At 68.6% G+C, this 17,393-nt stretch carries 20 protein-coding genes; 5 read left to right on the forward strand and 15 right to left on the reverse strand.

Features of this window, described 5'->3' with window-relative positions; translation table 11 throughout:
- Window positions 1–4: 4 nt before the first annotated feature.
- The 5 genes from AC5Y4F_RS13735 to ruvC all read right to left on the reverse strand — a co-directional run bounded on the left by AC5Y4F_RS13735 (window position 5) and on the right by ruvC (window position 3,714).
- Complete coding sequence (locus AC5Y4F_RS13735) at window positions 5–391, reverse strand: DUF1304 domain-containing protein (RefSeq protein WP_067935452.1); 387 nt, start codon at window positions 389–391, stop codon at window positions 5–7.
- 151 nt (window positions 392–542) lie between these two features.
- Window positions 543–1,247 carry a hypothetical protein gene (locus AC5Y4F_RS13740; RefSeq protein ID WP_499997292.1) on the reverse strand — a complete coding sequence of 235 codons (705 nt, stop codon included), beginning with the start codon at window positions 1,245–1,247 and terminating at the stop codon, window positions 543–545.
- 246 nt (window positions 1,248–1,493) lie between these two features.
- Complete coding sequence (gene ruvB, locus AC5Y4F_RS13745) at window positions 1,494–2,552, reverse strand: Holliday junction branch migration DNA helicase RuvB (protein WP_067935456.1); 1,059 nt, start codon at window positions 2,550–2,552, stop codon at window positions 1,494–1,496.
- Window positions 2,549–3,151 (reverse strand): Holliday junction branch migration protein RuvA, encoded by a 603-nt coding sequence (gene ruvA, locus AC5Y4F_RS13750; protein ID WP_499997294.1) that lies wholly within the window; start codon window positions 3,149–3,151, stop codon window positions 2,549–2,551. Before ruvA ends, ruvB begins: the two co-directional genes overlap by 4 nt.
- Window positions 3,148–3,714 carry a crossover junction endodeoxyribonuclease RuvC gene (gene ruvC / locus AC5Y4F_RS13755; RefSeq protein WP_067935460.1) on the reverse strand — a complete coding sequence of 189 codons (567 nt, stop codon included), beginning with the start codon at window positions 3,712–3,714 and terminating at the stop codon, window positions 3,148–3,150. The genes ruvA and ruvC overlap by 4 nt, the downstream gene beginning before the upstream one ends.
- 181 nt (window positions 3,715–3,895) lie before the next feature.
- Here ruvC and AC5Y4F_RS13760 point away from each other — a divergent pair, with 181 nt between their 5' ends.
- From AC5Y4F_RS13760 to AC5Y4F_RS13780, 5 genes are read left to right on the forward strand one after another with little or no spacing between them, the layout of a single operon-like run.
- Window positions 3,896–4,507 (forward strand): DUF4178 domain-containing protein, encoded by a 612-nt coding sequence (locus tag AC5Y4F_RS13760; protein ID WP_499997295.1) that lies wholly within the window; start codon window positions 3,896–3,898, stop codon window positions 4,505–4,507.
- Between the two features lie 17 nt (window positions 4,508–4,524).
- Window positions 4,525–5,040, forward strand: a complete 516-nt coding sequence (locus AC5Y4F_RS13765; protein ID WP_067935464.1) for a DUF2617 family protein — start codon at window positions 4,525–4,527, stop codon at window positions 5,038–5,040.
- A complete protein-coding gene (locus tag AC5Y4F_RS13770) occupies window positions 5,037–5,468 on the forward strand; it encodes a DUF4247 domain-containing protein (RefSeq protein WP_499997299.1) in 432 nt (143 codons plus the stop codon). The genes AC5Y4F_RS13765 and AC5Y4F_RS13770 overlap by 4 nt, the downstream gene beginning before the upstream one ends.
- A 26-nt stretch (window positions 5,469–5,494) precedes the next feature.
- Window positions 5,495–5,950 carry a DUF350 domain-containing protein gene (locus AC5Y4F_RS13775; RefSeq protein ID WP_067935466.1) on the forward strand — a complete coding sequence of 152 codons (456 nt, stop codon included), beginning with the start codon at window positions 5,495–5,497 and terminating at the stop codon, window positions 5,948–5,950.
- A complete protein-coding gene (locus tag AC5Y4F_RS13780; RefSeq protein WP_499997302.1) occupies window positions 5,947–7,524 on the forward strand; it encodes a polyamine aminopropyltransferase in 1,578 nt (525 codons plus the stop codon). Before AC5Y4F_RS13775 ends, AC5Y4F_RS13780 begins: the two co-directional genes overlap by 4 nt.
- On the opposite strand, the gene AC5Y4F_RS13785 is transcribed toward AC5Y4F_RS13780, so the two are convergent.
- From AC5Y4F_RS13785 to thrS, 10 genes are all read right to left on the reverse strand, one after another.
- A complete protein-coding gene (locus AC5Y4F_RS13785; protein WP_067935472.1) occupies window positions 7,525–8,280 on the reverse strand; it encodes a YebC/PmpR family DNA-binding transcriptional regulator in 756 nt (251 codons plus the stop codon).
- A 188-nt stretch (window positions 8,281–8,468) separates the two neighbouring features.
- Window positions 8,469–9,059 carry a pyridoxal 5'-phosphate synthase glutaminase subunit PdxT gene (gene pdxT / locus AC5Y4F_RS13790; RefSeq protein WP_067935475.1) on the reverse strand — a complete coding sequence of 197 codons (591 nt, stop codon included), beginning with the start codon at window positions 9,057–9,059 and terminating at the stop codon, window positions 8,469–8,471.
- The gene (gene tesB / locus AC5Y4F_RS13795) at window positions 9,056–9,901 is read right to left on the reverse strand and encodes an acyl-CoA thioesterase II (protein WP_067935477.1); all 846 of its coding nucleotides are present in this window, start codon (window positions 9,899–9,901) and stop codon (window positions 9,056–9,058) included. Before tesB ends, pdxT begins: the two co-directional genes overlap by 4 nt.
- 14 nt (window positions 9,902–9,915) lie before the next feature.
- Window positions 9,916–10,821 carry a pyridoxal 5'-phosphate synthase lyase subunit PdxS gene (gene pdxS, locus AC5Y4F_RS13800; RefSeq protein ID WP_067935479.1) on the reverse strand — a complete coding sequence of 302 codons (906 nt, stop codon included), beginning with the start codon at window positions 10,819–10,821 and terminating at the stop codon, window positions 9,916–9,918.
- Window positions 10,822–10,890: 69 nt separating this feature from the next.
- Complete coding sequence (locus tag AC5Y4F_RS13805; RefSeq protein WP_067935482.1) at window positions 10,891–11,922, reverse strand: NUDIX hydrolase; 1,032 nt, start codon at window positions 11,920–11,922, stop codon at window positions 10,891–10,893.
- Window positions 11,922–13,046 (reverse strand): glycosyltransferase family 4 protein, encoded by a 1,125-nt coding sequence (locus AC5Y4F_RS13810; RefSeq protein WP_067935485.1) that lies wholly within the window; start codon window positions 13,044–13,046, stop codon window positions 11,922–11,924. The genes AC5Y4F_RS13805 and AC5Y4F_RS13810 overlap by 1 nt, the downstream gene beginning before the upstream one ends.
- Window positions 13,046–13,981, reverse strand: a complete 936-nt coding sequence (locus tag AC5Y4F_RS13815) for a phosphatidylinositol mannoside acyltransferase (protein WP_231986387.1) — start codon at window positions 13,979–13,981, stop codon at window positions 13,046–13,048. The genes AC5Y4F_RS13810 and AC5Y4F_RS13815 overlap by 1 nt, the downstream gene beginning before the upstream one ends.
- A gap of 41 nt (window positions 13,982–14,022) precedes the next feature.
- Window positions 14,023–14,664 carry a phosphatidylinositol phosphate synthase gene (gene pgsA, locus AC5Y4F_RS13820; protein WP_499997308.1) on the reverse strand — a complete coding sequence of 214 codons (642 nt, stop codon included), beginning with the start codon at window positions 14,662–14,664 and terminating at the stop codon, window positions 14,023–14,025.
- Window positions 14,661–15,236 carry an ATP adenylyltransferase gene (locus AC5Y4F_RS13825; RefSeq protein WP_067935493.1) on the reverse strand — a complete coding sequence of 192 codons (576 nt, stop codon included), beginning with the start codon at window positions 15,234–15,236 and terminating at the stop codon, window positions 14,661–14,663. Before AC5Y4F_RS13825 ends, pgsA begins: the two co-directional genes overlap by 4 nt.
- Before the next feature lie 2 nt (window positions 15,237–15,238).
- Window positions 15,239–17,344: a threonine--tRNA ligase gene (gene thrS, locus AC5Y4F_RS13830; RefSeq protein ID WP_499997310.1), complete on the reverse strand. Its 2,106-nt coding sequence runs from the start codon at window positions 17,342–17,344 to the stop codon at window positions 15,239–15,241.
- Between the last annotated feature and the right edge of the window lie 49 nt (window positions 17,345–17,393).

Here is a 17,393-nt window from a genome sequence, read left to right on the forward strand (position 1 = left end):
GGTGTTACTTCTGAAGACCCAGCCACAGGAGGACGATTGCGATCACCGGCAAGGTGCCTTGCGTCGCGGCGGCGCGCGCCTTTTTGTGATCGGAGGCGACCAGAACCATCGCGGCCGCGGCCATCGATCCGACGCCGGCGAAGACGAGCGACGCTCCAACACCTAAGTGCCCCATGGCAACTGCCACGATGCCCACACCGGTGACGATGGCCAGGAACAGGTTGTAGAAGCCCTGATTGAAGGCGAGCAGCTTGGTGGTTTCTGCTTCGGCCTCCGTGATGCCGAAGGTGGCGCGGGTGCGCGGCGAGGTCCAGGTCAACGATTCCATCACAAAGATGTAGATATGCAGCAACGCCGCCAACGCGGCGAACAGCAAGGCGGTGGTGATCATCGCTCCTCCTCGCCGGTCCGGCGCTGCGCCGCGGACGAATTCCGCATGTCTGGGCGCCGCTGAACATTACCGACCGGCGGCTACCCGGGCCAGCCTGGCGCGAAAAGGCACCGGTAGCCCGGAGCCACCGGTGCCTCTCGCCTTACTTCGATTACCGCGCGGCGCCTACGTGGTGGTTCCGACGGAACAGGCCACCGCCGGTGCGACGACGGAACAGGCCGCCGCCGCGCCCGCGGGGCTCCGGTTCGACCGCCACGGCGTCCGACCGCGCGCCTGCCGGCGCTCCTGCCGGGACGCGGCCCTCGTCGTACATGGCCGGTTCAGCCGCCGGCACGGCCTCGCCCGCCGCCGGCGCCGGTTCTGTCATCACGACGTCTCGTGCATGGCGAACGGCCAGCCGTGCCACCGCGGCGCCGCCCAAAAACACGATCAGAGCGCCCAGGCCCGTGAAGTAGGTGACCTCGAGCAGGGCTCGCTTCAGGTCCGTCGCCGCCATCGGTTGACCGATGTCGCCGATGCCGAGCGTCGACGCGAACGCGCGGCCGACCACGAACCAGGCGCCGCCCGCGACGGCCAGCCAGCCGCCGAACACCGCGCTGGCACGGTTACCGGACATGAGCACCAGCAAGCCGCCGACCGCTGCCGCGGCGCCCGGGAGCACCTCCAGCCAGCCCTTGGCCGTGGTCCACGTCCATGCCGGATCCGCCATGTACGCCCAATCGATGTTGGGCCCGAAGAACGGCACCAATGCGCCCCACGCACCCAGAAGAATCAGCAATAACCCGGTTAGCGCGCCGCGGGTACGTGGCATGTACAGCGCGCCAGGGCGGTCGTAGTCGTGGCTCGTGGTCCTCATCGGAACCTCCTTCAGACAGGTATGACTGCTGTGAGGCTGGTTACCCGACGGCACCGCGGTATAACCGGTCACGCGGTGCGCAAATGTTTGCTGGGGTCGCTTTGGCGGGGGGTGGACCTGGCCGGCCGCTGGCTTGGGATCAGCGGGCGGGTGGGTCTGAGCTGGCCCGCGGCCGGATAGGGCGAACGTATGGCACGGTCGCGACGCAAAGGTCACGATTCGGCCGCGATTTGTCGCAGGAGGTCGCTAGTCGAACAGACCGGCCTGGCCGAAGCCGGTGACCCCGGCCGGCGGGGTAATGCCGAGGTGTGTCCAGGCCTGGGCGGTGGCCACCCTGCCCCGCGGCGTCCGTGCCACCATGCCGGCGCGCACCAGGAACGGTTCGCACACCTCCTCGACGGTGGCGGCCTCCTCGCCCACCGCCACCGCCAGCGTCGACACCCCTACCGGGCCGCCGCCGAAGTTGCGGGTCAGCGCCGAGAGCACCGCCCGGTCCAGCCGGTCCAGACCCAGCTCATCGACGTCGTAGACGGCCAGCGCGGCCTTGGCGATGTCACGGGTGATCACGCCGTCGGCGCGCACCTCGGCGAAGTCACGCACCCGGCGCAACAGCCGGTTGGCGATTCGCGGTGTCCCGCGTGAGCGCCGGGCGATCTCCTCGGCCGCGTCAGCGCCGAGTTCGACGCCCAGGATCCCGGCGGAGCGGGACAGCACCCGCTCCAACTCCGAGGGCTCGTAAAAGTCCATATGCGCGGTGAAACCGAACCGATCCCGCAGCGGGCCGGTCAGGGCACCGGACCGGGTTGTCGCGCCGACCAGGGTGAACGGCGCCACCTCTAGCGGAATCGAGGTGGCCCCGGGACCCTTGCCGACCACGACGTCGACCCGGAAATCCTCCATGGCCAGGTACAGCATCTCCTCGGCGGAGCGGGCGATGCGGTGGATCTCGTCGATGAACAGCACGTCGTGCTCGACCAGGTTGGACAGCATCGCCGCCAGGTCGCCGGCGCGTTCCAGGGCCGGCCCCGACGTCATCCGCAGCGAGGAGCCGAGCTCGGCGGCGATGATCATCGCCAGGGACGTCTTGCCCAGGCCCGGCGGACCGGACAACAGGATGTGATCCGGTGTGCCGCCGCGGTTTTTGGCACCTTCGAGGACGAGCTGCAGCTGCTCGCGGACCCGCGGCTGGCCGATGAACTCGCGCAGCGAGCGCGGACGCAGGCTGACGTCGATGTCGCCCTCTCCCGACACCAGCGCGCCGGAGACCTCCCGATCGGCGTAGTCGTCCCCGAAGTCCTCCGTCATCGGGACTTACCCAGCATCGACAGGGCGGCGCGCAGGGCGGACGCGGTGGTGGCGTCGTGATCGGCGGCCAGCACTTTGTCGGTGGCTTCCTCAGCCTGCTTGACGGCGAAGCCCAGCCCGACCAACGCCTCCACCACCGGACCGCGTATCGCGTGGCCGTTGAGGGCCGCACCAGGCGATGGTTCCCCGGCCCCGAGGCCGGCACCGACCTTGTCACGCAATTCCAAGACCATCCGTTCGGCGCTGCGCTTGCCGATACCGGGCACCCGGGTCAGCGCGGTGACGTCACCGTCGTGCAGCGCCTGTCGCAGCGCCCCGGCGTCGTGCACGGCCAGGGTCGCCATCGCCAGCCGGGGCCCGACGCCCGACACCGACAGCAGCGTCAAGAACAGATCGCGGGTCTCGGTGTCGGCGAAGCCGTACAACGTCATCGAGTCCTCGCGGACGATCATTGCGGTGATCAGCCGGGCCTCGGTCCCGGTCCGCAGCGTGGACAGCGTCGTCGGAGTCGCGTTCACCCGGTAGCCGACGCCGGCGGCCTCGATCACCACATGATCGAGCGCCACCTCGAGGACCTCGCCGCGCACCGAGGCGATCATCGCGCGGCCTTCAGCTTGGCATCCAACGTGGCCTTGTATCTTCGTCGCTGCTCGGCGGCCATCGCCTCGGCCGCGGCCATTCGGGCGATCATCGGCGCCCGCCAACAATGACATATCGCCAACGCCAGCGCGTCGGCGGCGTCGGCCGGTGTCGGTTTTGCTTGCAGCGCAAGGATTTTGGTTACCATCGCGGTGACTTGCGCCTTGTCGGCCGCGCCGTTGCCGGTGACCGCGGCCTTGACCTCGCTGGGCGTGTGGAAGTGCACGTCGATGCCGCTCTTGGCCGCCGCCAGCGCGACGACACCACCGGCCTGGGCGGTGCCCATCACCGTCGACACGTTGAGTTGAGAGAAGACCCGCTCGATCGCCACCACGTCCGGCTGGTGGGTGGCCAGCCAATGCTCGACGGCATCGCTGATGTTCAGCAACCGCTCGGCTAGCGGCGCGTCCGACGGTGTGCGCACCACGTCGACGTCGAGCGCGACCACGGTGCGCCCGCGCCCGCTTTCGACGACCGACAGCCCGCACCGGGTCAGGCCGGGATCGACGCCCATCACCCGCATTACCCGCTCCCACCTAGTAGAACAGCTGTTCGATACCCTAGCGGCCGACACGGACACGCCCGGGCAGGACACGCGGCCACGCCGCCGATTCCCGCGGTGATGTTAAAGCGCCGAACCCGACGCGAAGCTGTTAGCTTTAGCACCACGTTCGCTCGAGCAGCGTGGCAACGGAGGGGTTGGCGTGGGATCTCTGCTGGTCTTGATCGCCGTGGTGCTCTTGATCGCGTCCATCGTGGTGCTGGTGGTGGCTTTGCGGCGACCCAAGCAGCCGGCCCGGCCCGGCGGGCGCCCGGACCCGCTATCCGCCGATGCGATGCCGCAGTTCGGGCCGCGCCAACTCGGACCCGGCGCCATCGTCAGCTACGGCGGCGTGGACTACATCGTGCGCGGTTCGGTCACCTTCCGCGAGGGACCCTTCGTGTGGTGGGAGCACCTGCTGGAAGGCGGCGACCAGCCGCTCTGGTTCAGCGTCGAGGAGGACGACGGACGCCTGGAACTGGCCATGTGGGTCACCCGTAAGGACGTGTCACTGCGGCCCGGCGACCAGTACGTCGTCGACGGCGTGACGTTTCACGAGTCCGAACGCGGCCGCGCGTCCTACACGACCGAAGGCACCACGGGCCTGCCGGCCGGCGGTGAGATGGAGTTCGTCGACTGCGCCAACGCCGACGAGTCGGCGCTGCTGTCGTTCGAGCGCTGGGCCCCGGACATGCCCTGGGAGGTATCGACGGGCAAGTCCGTCTCGCCGGGCGAAATCACGGTGTATTCGGCGCCCCCACCCGGCTCGGCGTAGGGCACGAGGTCTCCTCGGTGCCCCTTCATCAACTCGCCGTGACTCCGGCCGACGTATCCGGGGAAAGGCTGGGACTCGCACTCAACGCGCCCGCACCCGCGCCGCTGGCCAGCTGCCGCCTGGACCACCCCGCCGGTGGCGCCACGCTCCTGCTCGGCGTGCTCGGCGCGTCCCATGTCGTCGCGGTCGAACACGCCGCCGGCCGGTTTTCCGAGGAAATCTCTTGCACGGCACGCAATCTCGGGGCCGACCTGCCAGAGCGCACCGACGCGCCCGGCTACAGCCTGCGCTCGCGTACCGACACTTACGACGAGGCGAGCTTTCGCCGGTTCGCGCAGGATCTGCGCGGCCGCTGCGCACACCGGGCGGGCTGGCTCGGCGGCACGTTCCCCGGCGATGACGCCGCGCTGACCGTGCTGGCCGCCCAACCCGACGGCGTCGGCTGGCGCTGGCAGACCTGGCACCTGTATCCGGGCCGTCCCCCGGGCAACGGCGGAACGGCGGTTCACACGGCCAGCCGGTGGCGCCCGTGAGCCGCAACCGCCTGTTCGTGATCGCCGGTGTGCTGGGCGCGGCCGGCGTGGCGTGCCTGATCTTCGGAATCATCTTGCTGCAGAAGAACATTGCCTCATATGTGGCCGGCCACTATCACGAGTACGCCCGCGACGTGAACGGAACTCGCTACCAGTGCAGCGGTTCGCCCGAACAGGTGGCCGACTCGCTCGCCGACTACGCCCAACCCGCCGCGCGTGCCGCCACCGGCAAGACCGAGTACCTGCGCTACAGCAACAACATCGTGATCGTCGGGCCCGACGGGGGTTACCCGTGCAGCATCCGCGTCGAACCGCTGAGCGCCGGATACAGCCACGGCGCCTTCGTCTTCCTGGGCCCCGGGTTTTCCCCCGGATCCCCGTCGGGCGGCGCCGGTGGCACCCCCGGCGGCCCCGGCGGAATCAAGTGACTCCCACCATCGCAAAGGAGAGCACCATGTACCTCGCCGTCGAGATCGGCACCGTCGACCTCAACCCCGTGCTGAAAGGCGCGGTCGCGACGATCCTGTACTTCGTCGTCGGCATGGCCGTGCTTCTCATCGGGTTCTACGCCGTCGACGTGCTGACCCCGGGGAAGTTGCGCCAGCTGGTGTTCATCGACCGCCGGCCCAACGCCGTGGTGATCGCGGGCGCGATGTACATCGCCCTGACCGTCGTCATCATCACGGCCATCGCCAACAGCTACAGCCAGCTGGGTCAGGGACTCCTCGGCGTGGCCGTGTACGGGTTGATGGGCGTGATCCTGCTGGGGGTGGCGCTGCTGGCGGTGCACCTGCTGATACCGGGCAGCTTCCACGAGCACATCGACGAGCCGGCGCTGCATCCGGGATCGTTCGCCGTGGCGCTGATACTGCTCGCCGTGGGAGGGGTGACCGCGGCGGCGGTGTCATGAGCGCTGTCGATGAGCGGCCGGTCCAGGCGTCGACATCCGTGGGGCCCTCGGGTCGATGGCGGGCGCTGCTGCTGGCCGCGGTGGCGGCGTGCGCGGCCTGCGGCATCATCTACGAACTCGCGCTGCTGACGCTGTCGGCCAGTCTCGACGGCGGCGGGATCGTCGCCACCTCCCTGATCGTCGCGGGCTACATCGCCGCGCTGGGCGTGGGCGCCCTGCTGGTCAAACCGCTGCTGGCGCACGCCGCGATCACCTTCATCGCCGTCGAGGCGCTGCTGGGCATCATCGGTGGCCTGTCGGCGGCGGCGCTATACGTGGTGTTCGCGTTCCTGGACGGGTCCGACTCGTCGACGTGGGTGCTCGCGGCGAGCACGGCGCTCATCGGCGGCCTGGTGGGCGCCGAGGTGCCGCTGCTGATGACGCTGCTGCAAGGTGGTCGGATCGCGGGCGCGGCCGATGCCGGGCGGACGCTGGCCAACCTCAACGCCGCCGACTACCTGGGCGCGTTGCTGGGCGGGCTGGTCTGGCCCTTCCTGCTGCTGCCGCAGTTGGGGATGATCCGCGGTGCGGCGGCCACCGGCATGATCAACCTGGCGGCCGCCGCCGTCGTAGCGATTTTCCTGTTGCGCCAAGTGGTTTCGACCCGGCAGCTGGTGCTGGCGCTGTGCGCGCTGGCCGCCGCCGCGGGGCTGCTCGGCACCCTGTTGCTGCGTTCGGCCGACATCGAAACAACAAGCAGGCAAAGGCTTTACGCCGACCCGATCATCGCCTACCGGCACACCGCCTATCAGGAGATCGTGGTGACTCGCCGCGGCAACGACACCCGGCTGTATCTCAATGGTGGGCTGCAGTTCTCCACCCGAGACGAGTACCGCTACACCGAAAGCCTCGTCTACCCCGCCCTGGGTAACGGTGCGCGTTCGGTGCTGGTACTTGGCGGTGGAGACGGCCTGGCGGCCCGCGAATTGCTGCGCCAGCCAAGCGTTTCCAAGATCGTGCAGGTCGAGCTCGATCCCGCGGTGATCGACATCGCGCGCACCACGTTGCGCGCCGCCAATGCCGGCTCGCTGGACAACCCGCGGGTGGGCGTGCTGACCGAGGACGCGATGAACTGGTTGCGCGGACCGAACGTGGACCGCTTCGACGCGGTGATCGTCGACCTTCCCGACCCCGACACACCCGTGCTGGGCCGGCTGTACTCGACGGAGTTCTACGCGCTGGTCGCCCGGGCGCTGGCTCCCGGCGGGCTGATGGTGGTGCAGGCGGGCAGTCCCTTCTCCACCCCGACGGCGTACTGGCGCACGGTTTCGACGATCCGGGCGGCCGGCTACGCGGTCACGCCGTATCACGTGCACGTACCGACGTTCGGTGACTGGGGATTCGCCCTGGCACAACGGGCCGACCTGGCACCCGCACCGAAGGTGCCCGGCAATGCGCCCCCGTTGCGTTACCTCAACCAGCAGGTGCTCGACGCCGCCGGTGTCTTCTCCAGCGACATCGGGCCCCGTCCGGTGGAGCCGTCGACCCTGGACAATCCGCGCATCGTCGAGGACATGCGGCACGGGTACGACTAGTTACTCCTCGTCGAGGGCGGCGAGCACCTCGTCGGACAGGTCGACATTGGTCCAGACGTTCTGCACGTCGTCGCTGTCCTCCAGCGCGTCGACCAGCTTGAACACCTTCCGCGCGCCGTCGACGTCGACCGGCACGCTCACGGACGGCTGGAAGCTGGCCTCGGCCGATTCATAGTCGATGCCGGCGTCCTGCAGTGCGGTACGCACCGCCACCAGGTCGGTCGGTTCGGAGATGACCTCGAAGCTGTCACCGAGGTCGTTGACGTCCTCGGCGCCGGCATCCAGCACGGCGGCCAGCACATCGTCTTCGGTGAGTCCGTTCTTTTCCAGCGTGACGACGCCCTTGCGGGTGAACAGGTAGGACACCGATCCGGGATCGGCCATGTTGCCGCCGTTGCGGGTCACCGCCACCCGGACCTCGCCGGCCGCGCGGTTGCGGTTGTCGGTGAGGCACTCGATCAGCACCGCAACGCCGTTGGGCCCGTAACCCTCGTACATGATGGTCTGGTAGTCGGCGCCGCCGGCTTCCTCGCCCGCGCCCCGCTTGCGGGCGCGCTCGATGTTGTCGTTGGGCACCGACGTCTTCTTCGCCTTCTGGATCGCGTCGTACAGCGTCGGGTTGCCCGCCGGGTCACCACCGCCGGTACGGGCGGCGACCTCGATGTTCTTGATCAGCCGGGCAAATTCCTTGCCGCGGCGCGCGTCTTTGACGGCCTTCTGGTGCTTGGTGGTGGCCCACTTGGAATGGCCGCTCATCGCTGTCCTATCTCCAATGTCCTCTTGTTTTTGTGGCCAGACGAGTCTACGTGTGCGGCCGGGGCGGCTTGCCCGGCCACTACCCGGCCGTCCCAGCGGCTCCAGGCGTCACAGCTGGGCGGGGACGTGCGGCGTGCCCAAGTTGCTAGCACCGCCGCGCCGGCAGCCGCCGGCCGCGCGCACGCTCCTCAGCCGGTGACGAGGTCGACGAACAGGTGGTGGATGCGCCGGTCACCGGTCATCTCGGGGTGAAACGCGGTGGCCAGCTTGCGGCCCTGCTTCACCGCGACGACGTGGCCGGCCGCGTTGGCCAGCACCTCGACGTCGTCACCGACGCGTTCGACCCAGGGGGCCCGGATGAATACCGCGCGCACCGGATCGCTCAGCCCCGCGAACGGGATGTCACCCTCGAACGAGTCGACCTGTCGACCAAAAGCGTTGCGCCGCACCGTCATATCGATCGCGCGCAGCGGCAGCGCCTCGCGCCCGCCGGCACCGGCGTCGAGGATCTCGCTGGCCAGCAGGATCATCCCGGCGCAGGCGCCGTAGGCGGGCAGCCCGTCGGCCAACAGGCCCCGCAACGGCTCCAGCAGGCCGAGGTCGAGCAGCAGGTGGCTCATGGTGGTCGATTCCCCGCCCGGGATCACCAACCCGTCCACCGCCTCGAGCTCGCTGCGCCGGCGCACCGGCATCGCCTCGGCTCCCGCCTCGCGAAGGGCCGCCAGGTGCTCACGGGTGTCGCCCTGCAGCGCCAGTACTCCGATCCGCGGCGCGTTCACTGCTTGGTCGGCTGGTACCCGCGCTTGAAGCGGGTCAGCCCCTCCTGCATGACCGCCGCGACCATCTCGCCGGACTGGGTGAAAATCTTGCCCTGGCACAGCGAACGGCCGCCGCTGGCCGACGGCGAACTCTGGTCGTAGAGCAGCCACTCGTCGGCCCGGAACGCCCGCATGAACCACATCGCGTGGTCCAGCGACGCCACCTGCAGGTGCTCCCGCACGTCGAGGTGGGTGACCTGCGCCGATCCCAGCAGCGTCAGGTCGCTCATGTAGGCCAGCGCGCAGATGTGCAGCACCGGGTCGTCCGGCAGCGGGTCGCGGTGGCGGAACCACACCTGCTGCTGGGAGGCCTTGCCCGGCGACAGCTGCAGTTGGTCGCGGGGCACGATGCAGACGTCCCATTCCTCGAATTGCTTGAAGCCGGCGTCGTCGAACACTTTGATCGAGTCCAAGCCGGGTAGCCCGTCGGGTGGCGGAGCCGCCGGCATGACGTCCTGGTGATGGATGCCTTCCTGATCGGTCTGGAAGGACGCCCCCATGCTGAAGATGATCTCGCCGTGCTGAACGGCGTTGACCCGCCGGGTGGCGAACGAGCCGCCGTCGCGAGTGCGTTCGACGAGGAAGACCGTGGGCTCGGTGGCGTCCCCGGGCCGCAGGAAGTAGCCGTGCAGCGAGTGCACCTGATAGCGCGGCTCCACGGTGCGCACCGCCGAGACCAGCGACTGACCCGCCACGTGGCCGCCGAACGTGCGCTGGAAATATCCCGACTCCGGGCTGAACATCCGTCCGCGGTAGATGTTGACCTCGAGTTGCTCGAGATCGAGGATCTCTTCGATCGCCACCAATAGCCCCGGGCTTACCAGCCGCGTTCGGCGAGGCGGTGCGGCTGCGCGATCTGCTCGACGTTGATGCCCACCATCGGCTCGCCCAACCCGCGCGACACCTTGGCCAGCACGTCGGGGTCGTCGTAGAAGGTGGTGGCCTTGACGATCGCGGCGGCGCGGTGCTCGGGCGCACCGGATTTGAAGATGCCCGAGCCGACGAACACGCCCTCGGCGCCGAGCTGCATCATCATCGCCGCGTCGGCGGGGGTGGCGATGCCGCCCGCGGTGAACAGCGTAACCGGCAGCTTGCCCGCCCGGGCCACCTCGACGACGAGTTCGTAGGGGGCCTGCAATTCCTTTGCCGCAACGTACAACTCGTCCTCGGACAGCGACGTCAGGCGGCGGATCTCGCCGCCGATCGCCCGCATGTGCGTGGTCGCGTTGGAGACGTCACCGGTGCCCGCTTCGCCCTTGGAGCGGATCATGGCCGCGCCCTCGCTGATGCGGCGCAGCGCCTCACCGAGGTTGGTCGCCCCGCACACGAACGGCACGGTGAACTTCCACTTGTCGATGTGGTGGGTGTAGTCCGCGGGGGTGAGCACCTCGGACTCGTCGACGTAGTCCACGCCGAGGCTCTGCAGGATCTGCGCCTCGACGAAGTGGCCGATGCGGGCCTTGGCCATCACCGGGATGGTCACGGCAGCGATGATGCCCTCGATCATGTCGGGGTCGCTCATCCGCGACACCCCGCCCTGCGCGCGGATATCGGCGGGCACCCGTTCCAGCGCCATGACAGCGACGGCGCCGGCGCCCTCGGCGATCTTGGCCTGCTCGGGAGTGACGACGTCCATGATGACGCCGCCCTTGAGCATCTCGGCCATGCCCCGTTTGACGCGCGCCGTTCCGGTTCGCCCGTTGCTCGGGTGGGCGGTATTCACTGCTTGATCTCCTTCAACGGTTGTCGACCCAGTCTAATGAGGCGGTTTGGCCCGCGTTGACCGGCGCAGTCAGCGGATGGAAAGCAGCGGCCCGGGGGTGCGGCCGCCGGCGAGCGCGGCTGCGTCGGTGAGCAGTCCGGATAGTTGCGTGGGGTACACCGTCTCCCCCGCCGCGACGAGTTGGGCGATGTCGGCAGCGTCACACCAGCGGTGGCCGTGGATGTAGCTGCGTTCGAGATCGGTTCGTCCGGTGCGCGACGGCTCGAACCGGCGGGTGCGGTAGACGAAGTAGAACTCCTCGCTGTCGATCAGCGAGCCGTTGAACTCGAAGACCTCGTCGCGCCGCCACACCGGCCCCACCAGCTCCGCCGGCGTGACCCGCAGACCGGTTTCCTCGGCCAGCTCCCGTGCGGCGGCCTCGGCGAGCCGTTCGCCTTGCTGCACTTCGCCGCCCACCGTGAACCACCACTTCGGCGCGTGCTGAGCGAGCGCGGGGTCCGATCCGCACAGCAGCAGTACCGCACCGGTGTCGTCGAGCAGCACGATGCGCGCCGAGGTTCGGTGGTTGAGGACTCCTTCAAAGCCCAAGGCTCCGTGGGCCAGCGCGTGCGGCCGCTCGACAATCTCGAAATAACTGGGCAGCCCGGCGGTCCCGCCCAGGTGAAACAACCGCACCAGGGGCCGTTCGGCCAGCGCCAGGGTGTCCCGGACCGCGTCGTTGTGGAAGCGGCGGGCCAGCACCACCCGGGCCTCGGCATCGGCCAGCTCGGCGATCAGACCGGCGGGCAGCGATGCCGGATCGACGACGGCCAACGCGGCCGACAGCTCGTTCTCGGCGTTCTCCCGCGCATGCCGCGGTGCCGCCTCGGCGGCGTCGGCAAGCGCCGCCAGCCGCCGACCTTCGGACGCACCACCGTAGGCGTCGATCGCGACTGCGCGCGACACCACCGCGCGCCGTGCCAGTGCACCGTCGAGCGCCTGCCACGACAAGTCGTAACGGACGTGCAGGCGATCCAGCCTGTTCGCCGTCCGGTAGGCCCAGACGCCGAAGAGCGCCAGCACCGCGACCAACACCGCGATGGCGACAACCAGCCATGTCATCAACTGGCCACCTCGACCTTTGCGCCTGACGCGGCGACCGTTTCGTAAACCCGCATGATCTGACTGGCCACCACCGACCAGTCGTAACGCCGAACAGCTGACGAGCCGGCCGTCACATAGCGTTCCCGCAGCACATCATCCTCCAGCACCGCGATCAGCGCATCGGCAAGCGCGTCGCCGTCGCCGACAGGTACCAGGCATCCCACGTCGCCGCCCCGCAGCACGCGACGGAAGGCGTCCAGATCGCTCGCCACCACCGGGGTGCCGGCGGCCAGCGCCTCGACCAGGACGATGCCGAAACTCTCCCCGCCGAGGTTGGGCGCGCAATACACGTCCGCGCTGCGCATCGCTGAGGCCTTTCCGTCGTCGTCGACCTGGCCGAGAAAACGGATGTGGTCCACCAGTTCGCCTGCCTGGGCGCGCAATTGGTCCTCGTCGCCGCGACCGACGACCAACAGCTGCACGTCGGCAAACCGCTCGGCCAGGCCCGGCAGCGCGTCGAGCAGCACCGACATGCCCTTGCGGGGCTCGTCGTAGCGGCCCAAGAACAGCACCGTCTTGCCGGGGCGCGGGTAGCCGTCCAGGTAGGGGGCCGAGGCGAACGAGGCGACGTCGACGCCGTTCGGGATCTCCACCGCATCGGTGCCCAGCGCCTCCATCTGCCAGCGCCGGGCCAAATCGGAGACCGCGATGCGGCCGACGATCTTCTCGTGCATCGGGCGCAGGATCCCTTGAAACACCGTCAGCGTCAGCGATTTGGTGGTCGACGTGTGGAACGTGGCGACGATCGGACCCTCGGCGATGTTCAGGGCCAACATGGACAGGCTCGGCGCGTTGGGCTCGTGCAGGTGCAGCACGTCGAAATCGCCTTCGGCGAGCCATTTTTTCACCTTGCGGTGGGTGGCCGGCCCGAACCGCAGCCGGGCCACCGACCCGTTGTAGGGAATCGGGACCGCCTTGCCCGCCGAGACGACGTAGTCGGGAAGCGCGGCGTGCGGCGAGGCCGGCGCGAGCACGCTGACGTCGTGCCCGCGGGCGCGCATCACCTCGGCCAGCTGGAGGACGTGCGATTGCACCCCGCCCGGAACGTCGAACGAGTAGGGGCAGACCATCCCGATCCGCATCAGGTTTCCTTCAGCCGGGCCTGCCTGGCTTCGGGCAGGTCGGCCAGCCACTGCGGCTGCATCATGTGCCAGTCCTCGGGACGGGCGGCGATGTTCTTCTCGAACTGATCGGCCATCGCCTGGGTGATGGCGCCAACGTCGCCGCTGGTGCAGTCCAGCGGGGACTGTATCCAGACGCCCCAGCCCCGGTCTTCGAACCAGCAGTGCGCCGGCAGCAGAGCCGCCCCGGTCGCGATGGCGAGCTTCGCCGGGCCGGCCGGCAGCCGGGTGGGCTCACCGAAGAAGTCGACCTGCACGCCGGTGCGGGTGAGGTCGCGCTCGGCCATCAGGCACACGATCCGATTGTCCCGCAGCCGATCGCACAACACGTCGAACGGCGGCCGTTCTCCCCCGGACAGGGGCAGCACCTCGAAGCCGAGGCGTTCACGGTAGGCGATGAAGCGCCGGTAGAGCGATTCGGGTTTGAGCCGCTCGGCGACGGTGGTGAAGGTGCCGTGCGTTTGCGCCAGCCAAACCCCGGCCATGTCCCAGTTGCCGCTGTGCGGCAACGCGATCACCGCGCCGCGGCCGCTGGACAGCGCCGCCTCGATATGGTCTTGCCCGAGGACCGAGTCGTGCAGCTCGCGGCCCACGACGCCCAGGTCCATGCCCGGCAGGCGGAACGCCTCACGCCAGTAACGAGCGTAGGACGCCAGCGAGGCCCGCATCAGCGAGTCCGGCACGTCCTCGGGTGGCACCCCGACGACGCGAGCCAGATTCTTGCGCAGCTGGTCGGGGCCGCCGCCGCGAGCGGCATAACGTGCGCCGGCCTCAAAGGCGTTGCGCGCGGCGAACTCCGGCATCGCACGCACCGCCATCCAGCCCGACGCGTAGGCCCAGTCGGCGCCCACCCCGCCCGTGACGCTACCCGCCAGCCGCCTCGCCAACTGGCGCAGCGGTTGTGCCCCAAGCTTTTTCAGGCCCGGTGGAGTGGGAATCACGGCTCGCCCACCAGCCGGTCGGTCGCGCCCGGCGAGGTATGCACAGTGTGCAACCGCTGCGCACAGGTGATCAGGCTTGCCACCGCCAGCACCCACATCGCGACCGGCAGCGCGGGTGGCCACGCAATGAACGGCAGGTCGGACACGCCTGCGCCGACGAGCACGATGATCAGTCGTTCCGGCCGTTCGATCAGGCCGCCGTCGCCGCGCAACCCGCTGGCTTCGGCGCGGGCCTTGATATAGGAGATCACCTGCGAGGTGACCAGGCAGATCAACGTGGCGACCGCAAGTAGCTTGTCATGCAGGCCGAAGACGATCCACCACAGCAGCCCGCAGAACACCGCGCCGTCGCTGACCCGGTCACACGTGGCGTCCAGCACCGCGCCGAACCGGGTGCCGCCGCCGCGTTCCCGGGCCATCGCACCGTCGAGCATGTCGAAGAGGACGAAGAACCAGACCACCAGCGTGCCGGCGAACAACTTGCCCATCGGGAACAGCGTCAACGCCCCGGCCACCGCGACGATGGTACCCAAAATCGTGACGACGTCGGGGGTCAATCCCAGCCGCAGGCACGCCCGCGCGGTCGGAGTGGTCAGCCGCGCGAACGCCGCCCGCGACAGGAACGGCATTTTGCTCATGGTTGTTTTGTCCACTCCGTGGCCAATAGCTGCCGCGTCTCGCGCAGCAACTGCGGGATCACCTTCGATCCTCCGATGATGGTGATGAAGTTCGCGTCCCCACCCCAGCGCGGCACCACGTGCACGTGCAGGTGTTCGGCCAGTGACCCGCCGGCCGAGGTCCCCAGGTTCAGGCCGACGTTGAAACCGTGCGGCCGCGAGACGTTCTTGATGACGCGAATTGCCTTCTGAACGAAGGACATCAGTTCCGCGCTTTCCGGGTCGGTCAAATCTTCGAGCTCGGAGACCCGACGGTAGGGCACCACCATCAGGTGTCCGGGGTTGTAGGGATAGAGGTTGAGCACGGCATACACGAGCTCCCCGCGAGCGACCACCAGACCGTCTTCGTCGGCGAGGTGCGGTATGTCGGTGAACGGCTGCTCGGTTTTACCGTCGTCGCGCTTCATCGGCGCTTCGGCCAGGTACGTCATCCGATAGGGCGTCCACAACCGCTGCAGGTGATCTTGCTCGCCGACGCCGGTGTCCAGGATGGTGTCGTCGGCACCCTGCTCGGCAGGTTCGCGATCACTCACGGTCACTCACCACTTGACACTTTCACGAGTTCGGCTGTGGGCATGGAGTTCTCGCGGTCGGCGATCCACTTCACGATCGCATCGACCGCAGTGTCGCGGGGCACGCCGTTGATCTGCGTGCGGTCACCGAAGCGGAAGCTGACCGCGCCGGCTTGGACGTCTCGGTCACCGGCCAGCAACATGAACGGCACCCGCTGCGCGGTGTGGTGGACGATCTTCTTCGCCATCCGGTCATCGCTGGCGTCGACCTCGACCCGCACGCCGTGCGACTTCAGCTGCGCAGCAATGCCTTCCAGGTACCCAACGTGCTCGTCGGCGACCGGGATACCCACCGCCTGCACCGGCGCCAGCCACGCCGGGAACGCCCCCGCATAGTGCTCGGTGAGGATGCCGAAGAACCGCTCGATCGATCCGAAGAGCGCTCGGTGAATCAGCACCGGCCGCTGCCGCGACCCGTCGGACGCGGTGTATTCCAGCTCGAATCGCTCCGGCATGTTGAAGTCGAGCTGGATTGTCGACATCTGCCAGCTGCGGCCCAACGCGTCCTTGACCTGCACCGAGATCTTCGGCCCATAAAACGCCGCGCCGCCGGGGTCGGGAACGAAATGCAACCCCGAAACCTCGGCGACCTCCCGCAGCACTTCGGTGGCCTCGTCCCACATCTCGTCGGAGCCCGAGTACTTCTCCGGGTCCTTGGTGGACAGCTCGAGGTAGAAGTCGTTGAGTCCGTAATCGGCCAGCAAGCCCAGCACGAAGCGCAACAGCGAAGTCAACTCGTCGCGCATCTGCTCTCGCGTGCAGTAGATGTGGGCGTCGTCCTGGGTCATGCCGCGCACCCGGGTCAGCCCGTGCACCACACCCGACTTCTCGTAGCGATACACGCTGCCGAACTCGAAGAGCCGCAACGGTAGCTCGCGATACGAGCGGCCACGTGACCGATAGATCAGGTGGTGCATCGGGCAGTTCATCGGCTTGAGGTAGTAGTCCTGCCCGGGCTTGCGCACCGTCCCGTCGGCGTTGAACTCCGCGTCGAGGTGCATCGGGGGGTACATGCCGTCGGCGTACCACTCGAGGTGGCCCGACGTGATGTAGAGCTGCTCTTTGGTGATGTGCGGCGTGTTGACGAACTCGTACCCGGCCTCGATGTGCTTGCGCCGCGAGTACTCCTCCAGCTCGCGACGGATGGTACCGCCCTTGGGATGGAAAACCGCTAGGCCGGAGCCGATTTCGTCCGGGAAACTGAACAGGTCCAGCTCGCTGCCCAGCTTGCGATGATCGCGGCGTTGCGCCTCCTCGATCAGCTCGAGGTAGGCATCCAGCGCCTCCTGCGATTCCCACGCGGTGCCGTAGATGCGTTGCAGGCTGGCGTTGTTCTGGTCTCCGCGCCAGTAGGCGGCCGAGCTGCGAGTGAGTTTGAAGGCCGGGATGTGCTTGGTGGTCGGGATGTGCGGCCCGCGGCACAGGTCACTCCAAACCCGTTGCCGGGTACGGGGATTGAGGTTGTCGTACGCCGTGAGCTCGTCGCCGCCGACCTCCATGATGGTTGGATCGCCCGACTTGTCATCGACGAGTTCGAGCTTGTAGGGCTCGTCGGCCAGCTCGCTGCGCGCCTGCTCTTTGGACTCGTACACGCGCCGCTCGAACAGCTGGCCCTCTTTGACGATCTGGCGCATCCGCTTTTCCAGCGCCGTCAGGTCTTCCGGGGTGAACGGCTCCGCCACATCGAAGTCGTAATAGAAGCCGTCGGCGATCGGCGGCCCGATGCCCAGCTTGGCCTGGGGGAACAGCTCCTGGACGGCTTGGGCCAGCACGTGTGCGGCCGAATGCCGGATGACGCTACGACCATCGTCGGTGTCGGCGGCCACGGGGACGACGTCGGCGTCGCGGTCGGGCGTCCAACTGAGGTCGCGCAGCTTTCCCGAGTCGTCGCGCACCACCACGACGGCATCGGGTGTGCCCCGCCTCGGCAGCCCCGCCTCACCGATCGCCGCGGCCGCGGTGGTCCCAGCGGGCACCCGGATCGGGGCTTGCGGCGATCGCGAGCCCGTCGGTGCCGGGCGCTGCGGGTCGCCGCCATCGGCTCCCGGGGCGGGCTGTGCGGCGGTCATGGTGGCGTCTCCAAGGCTCGATGAGTCGACGACCATGCTATCGGGCGGG

It is taken from the genome of Mycobacterium sp. NGS56 (assembly GCF_059812425.1).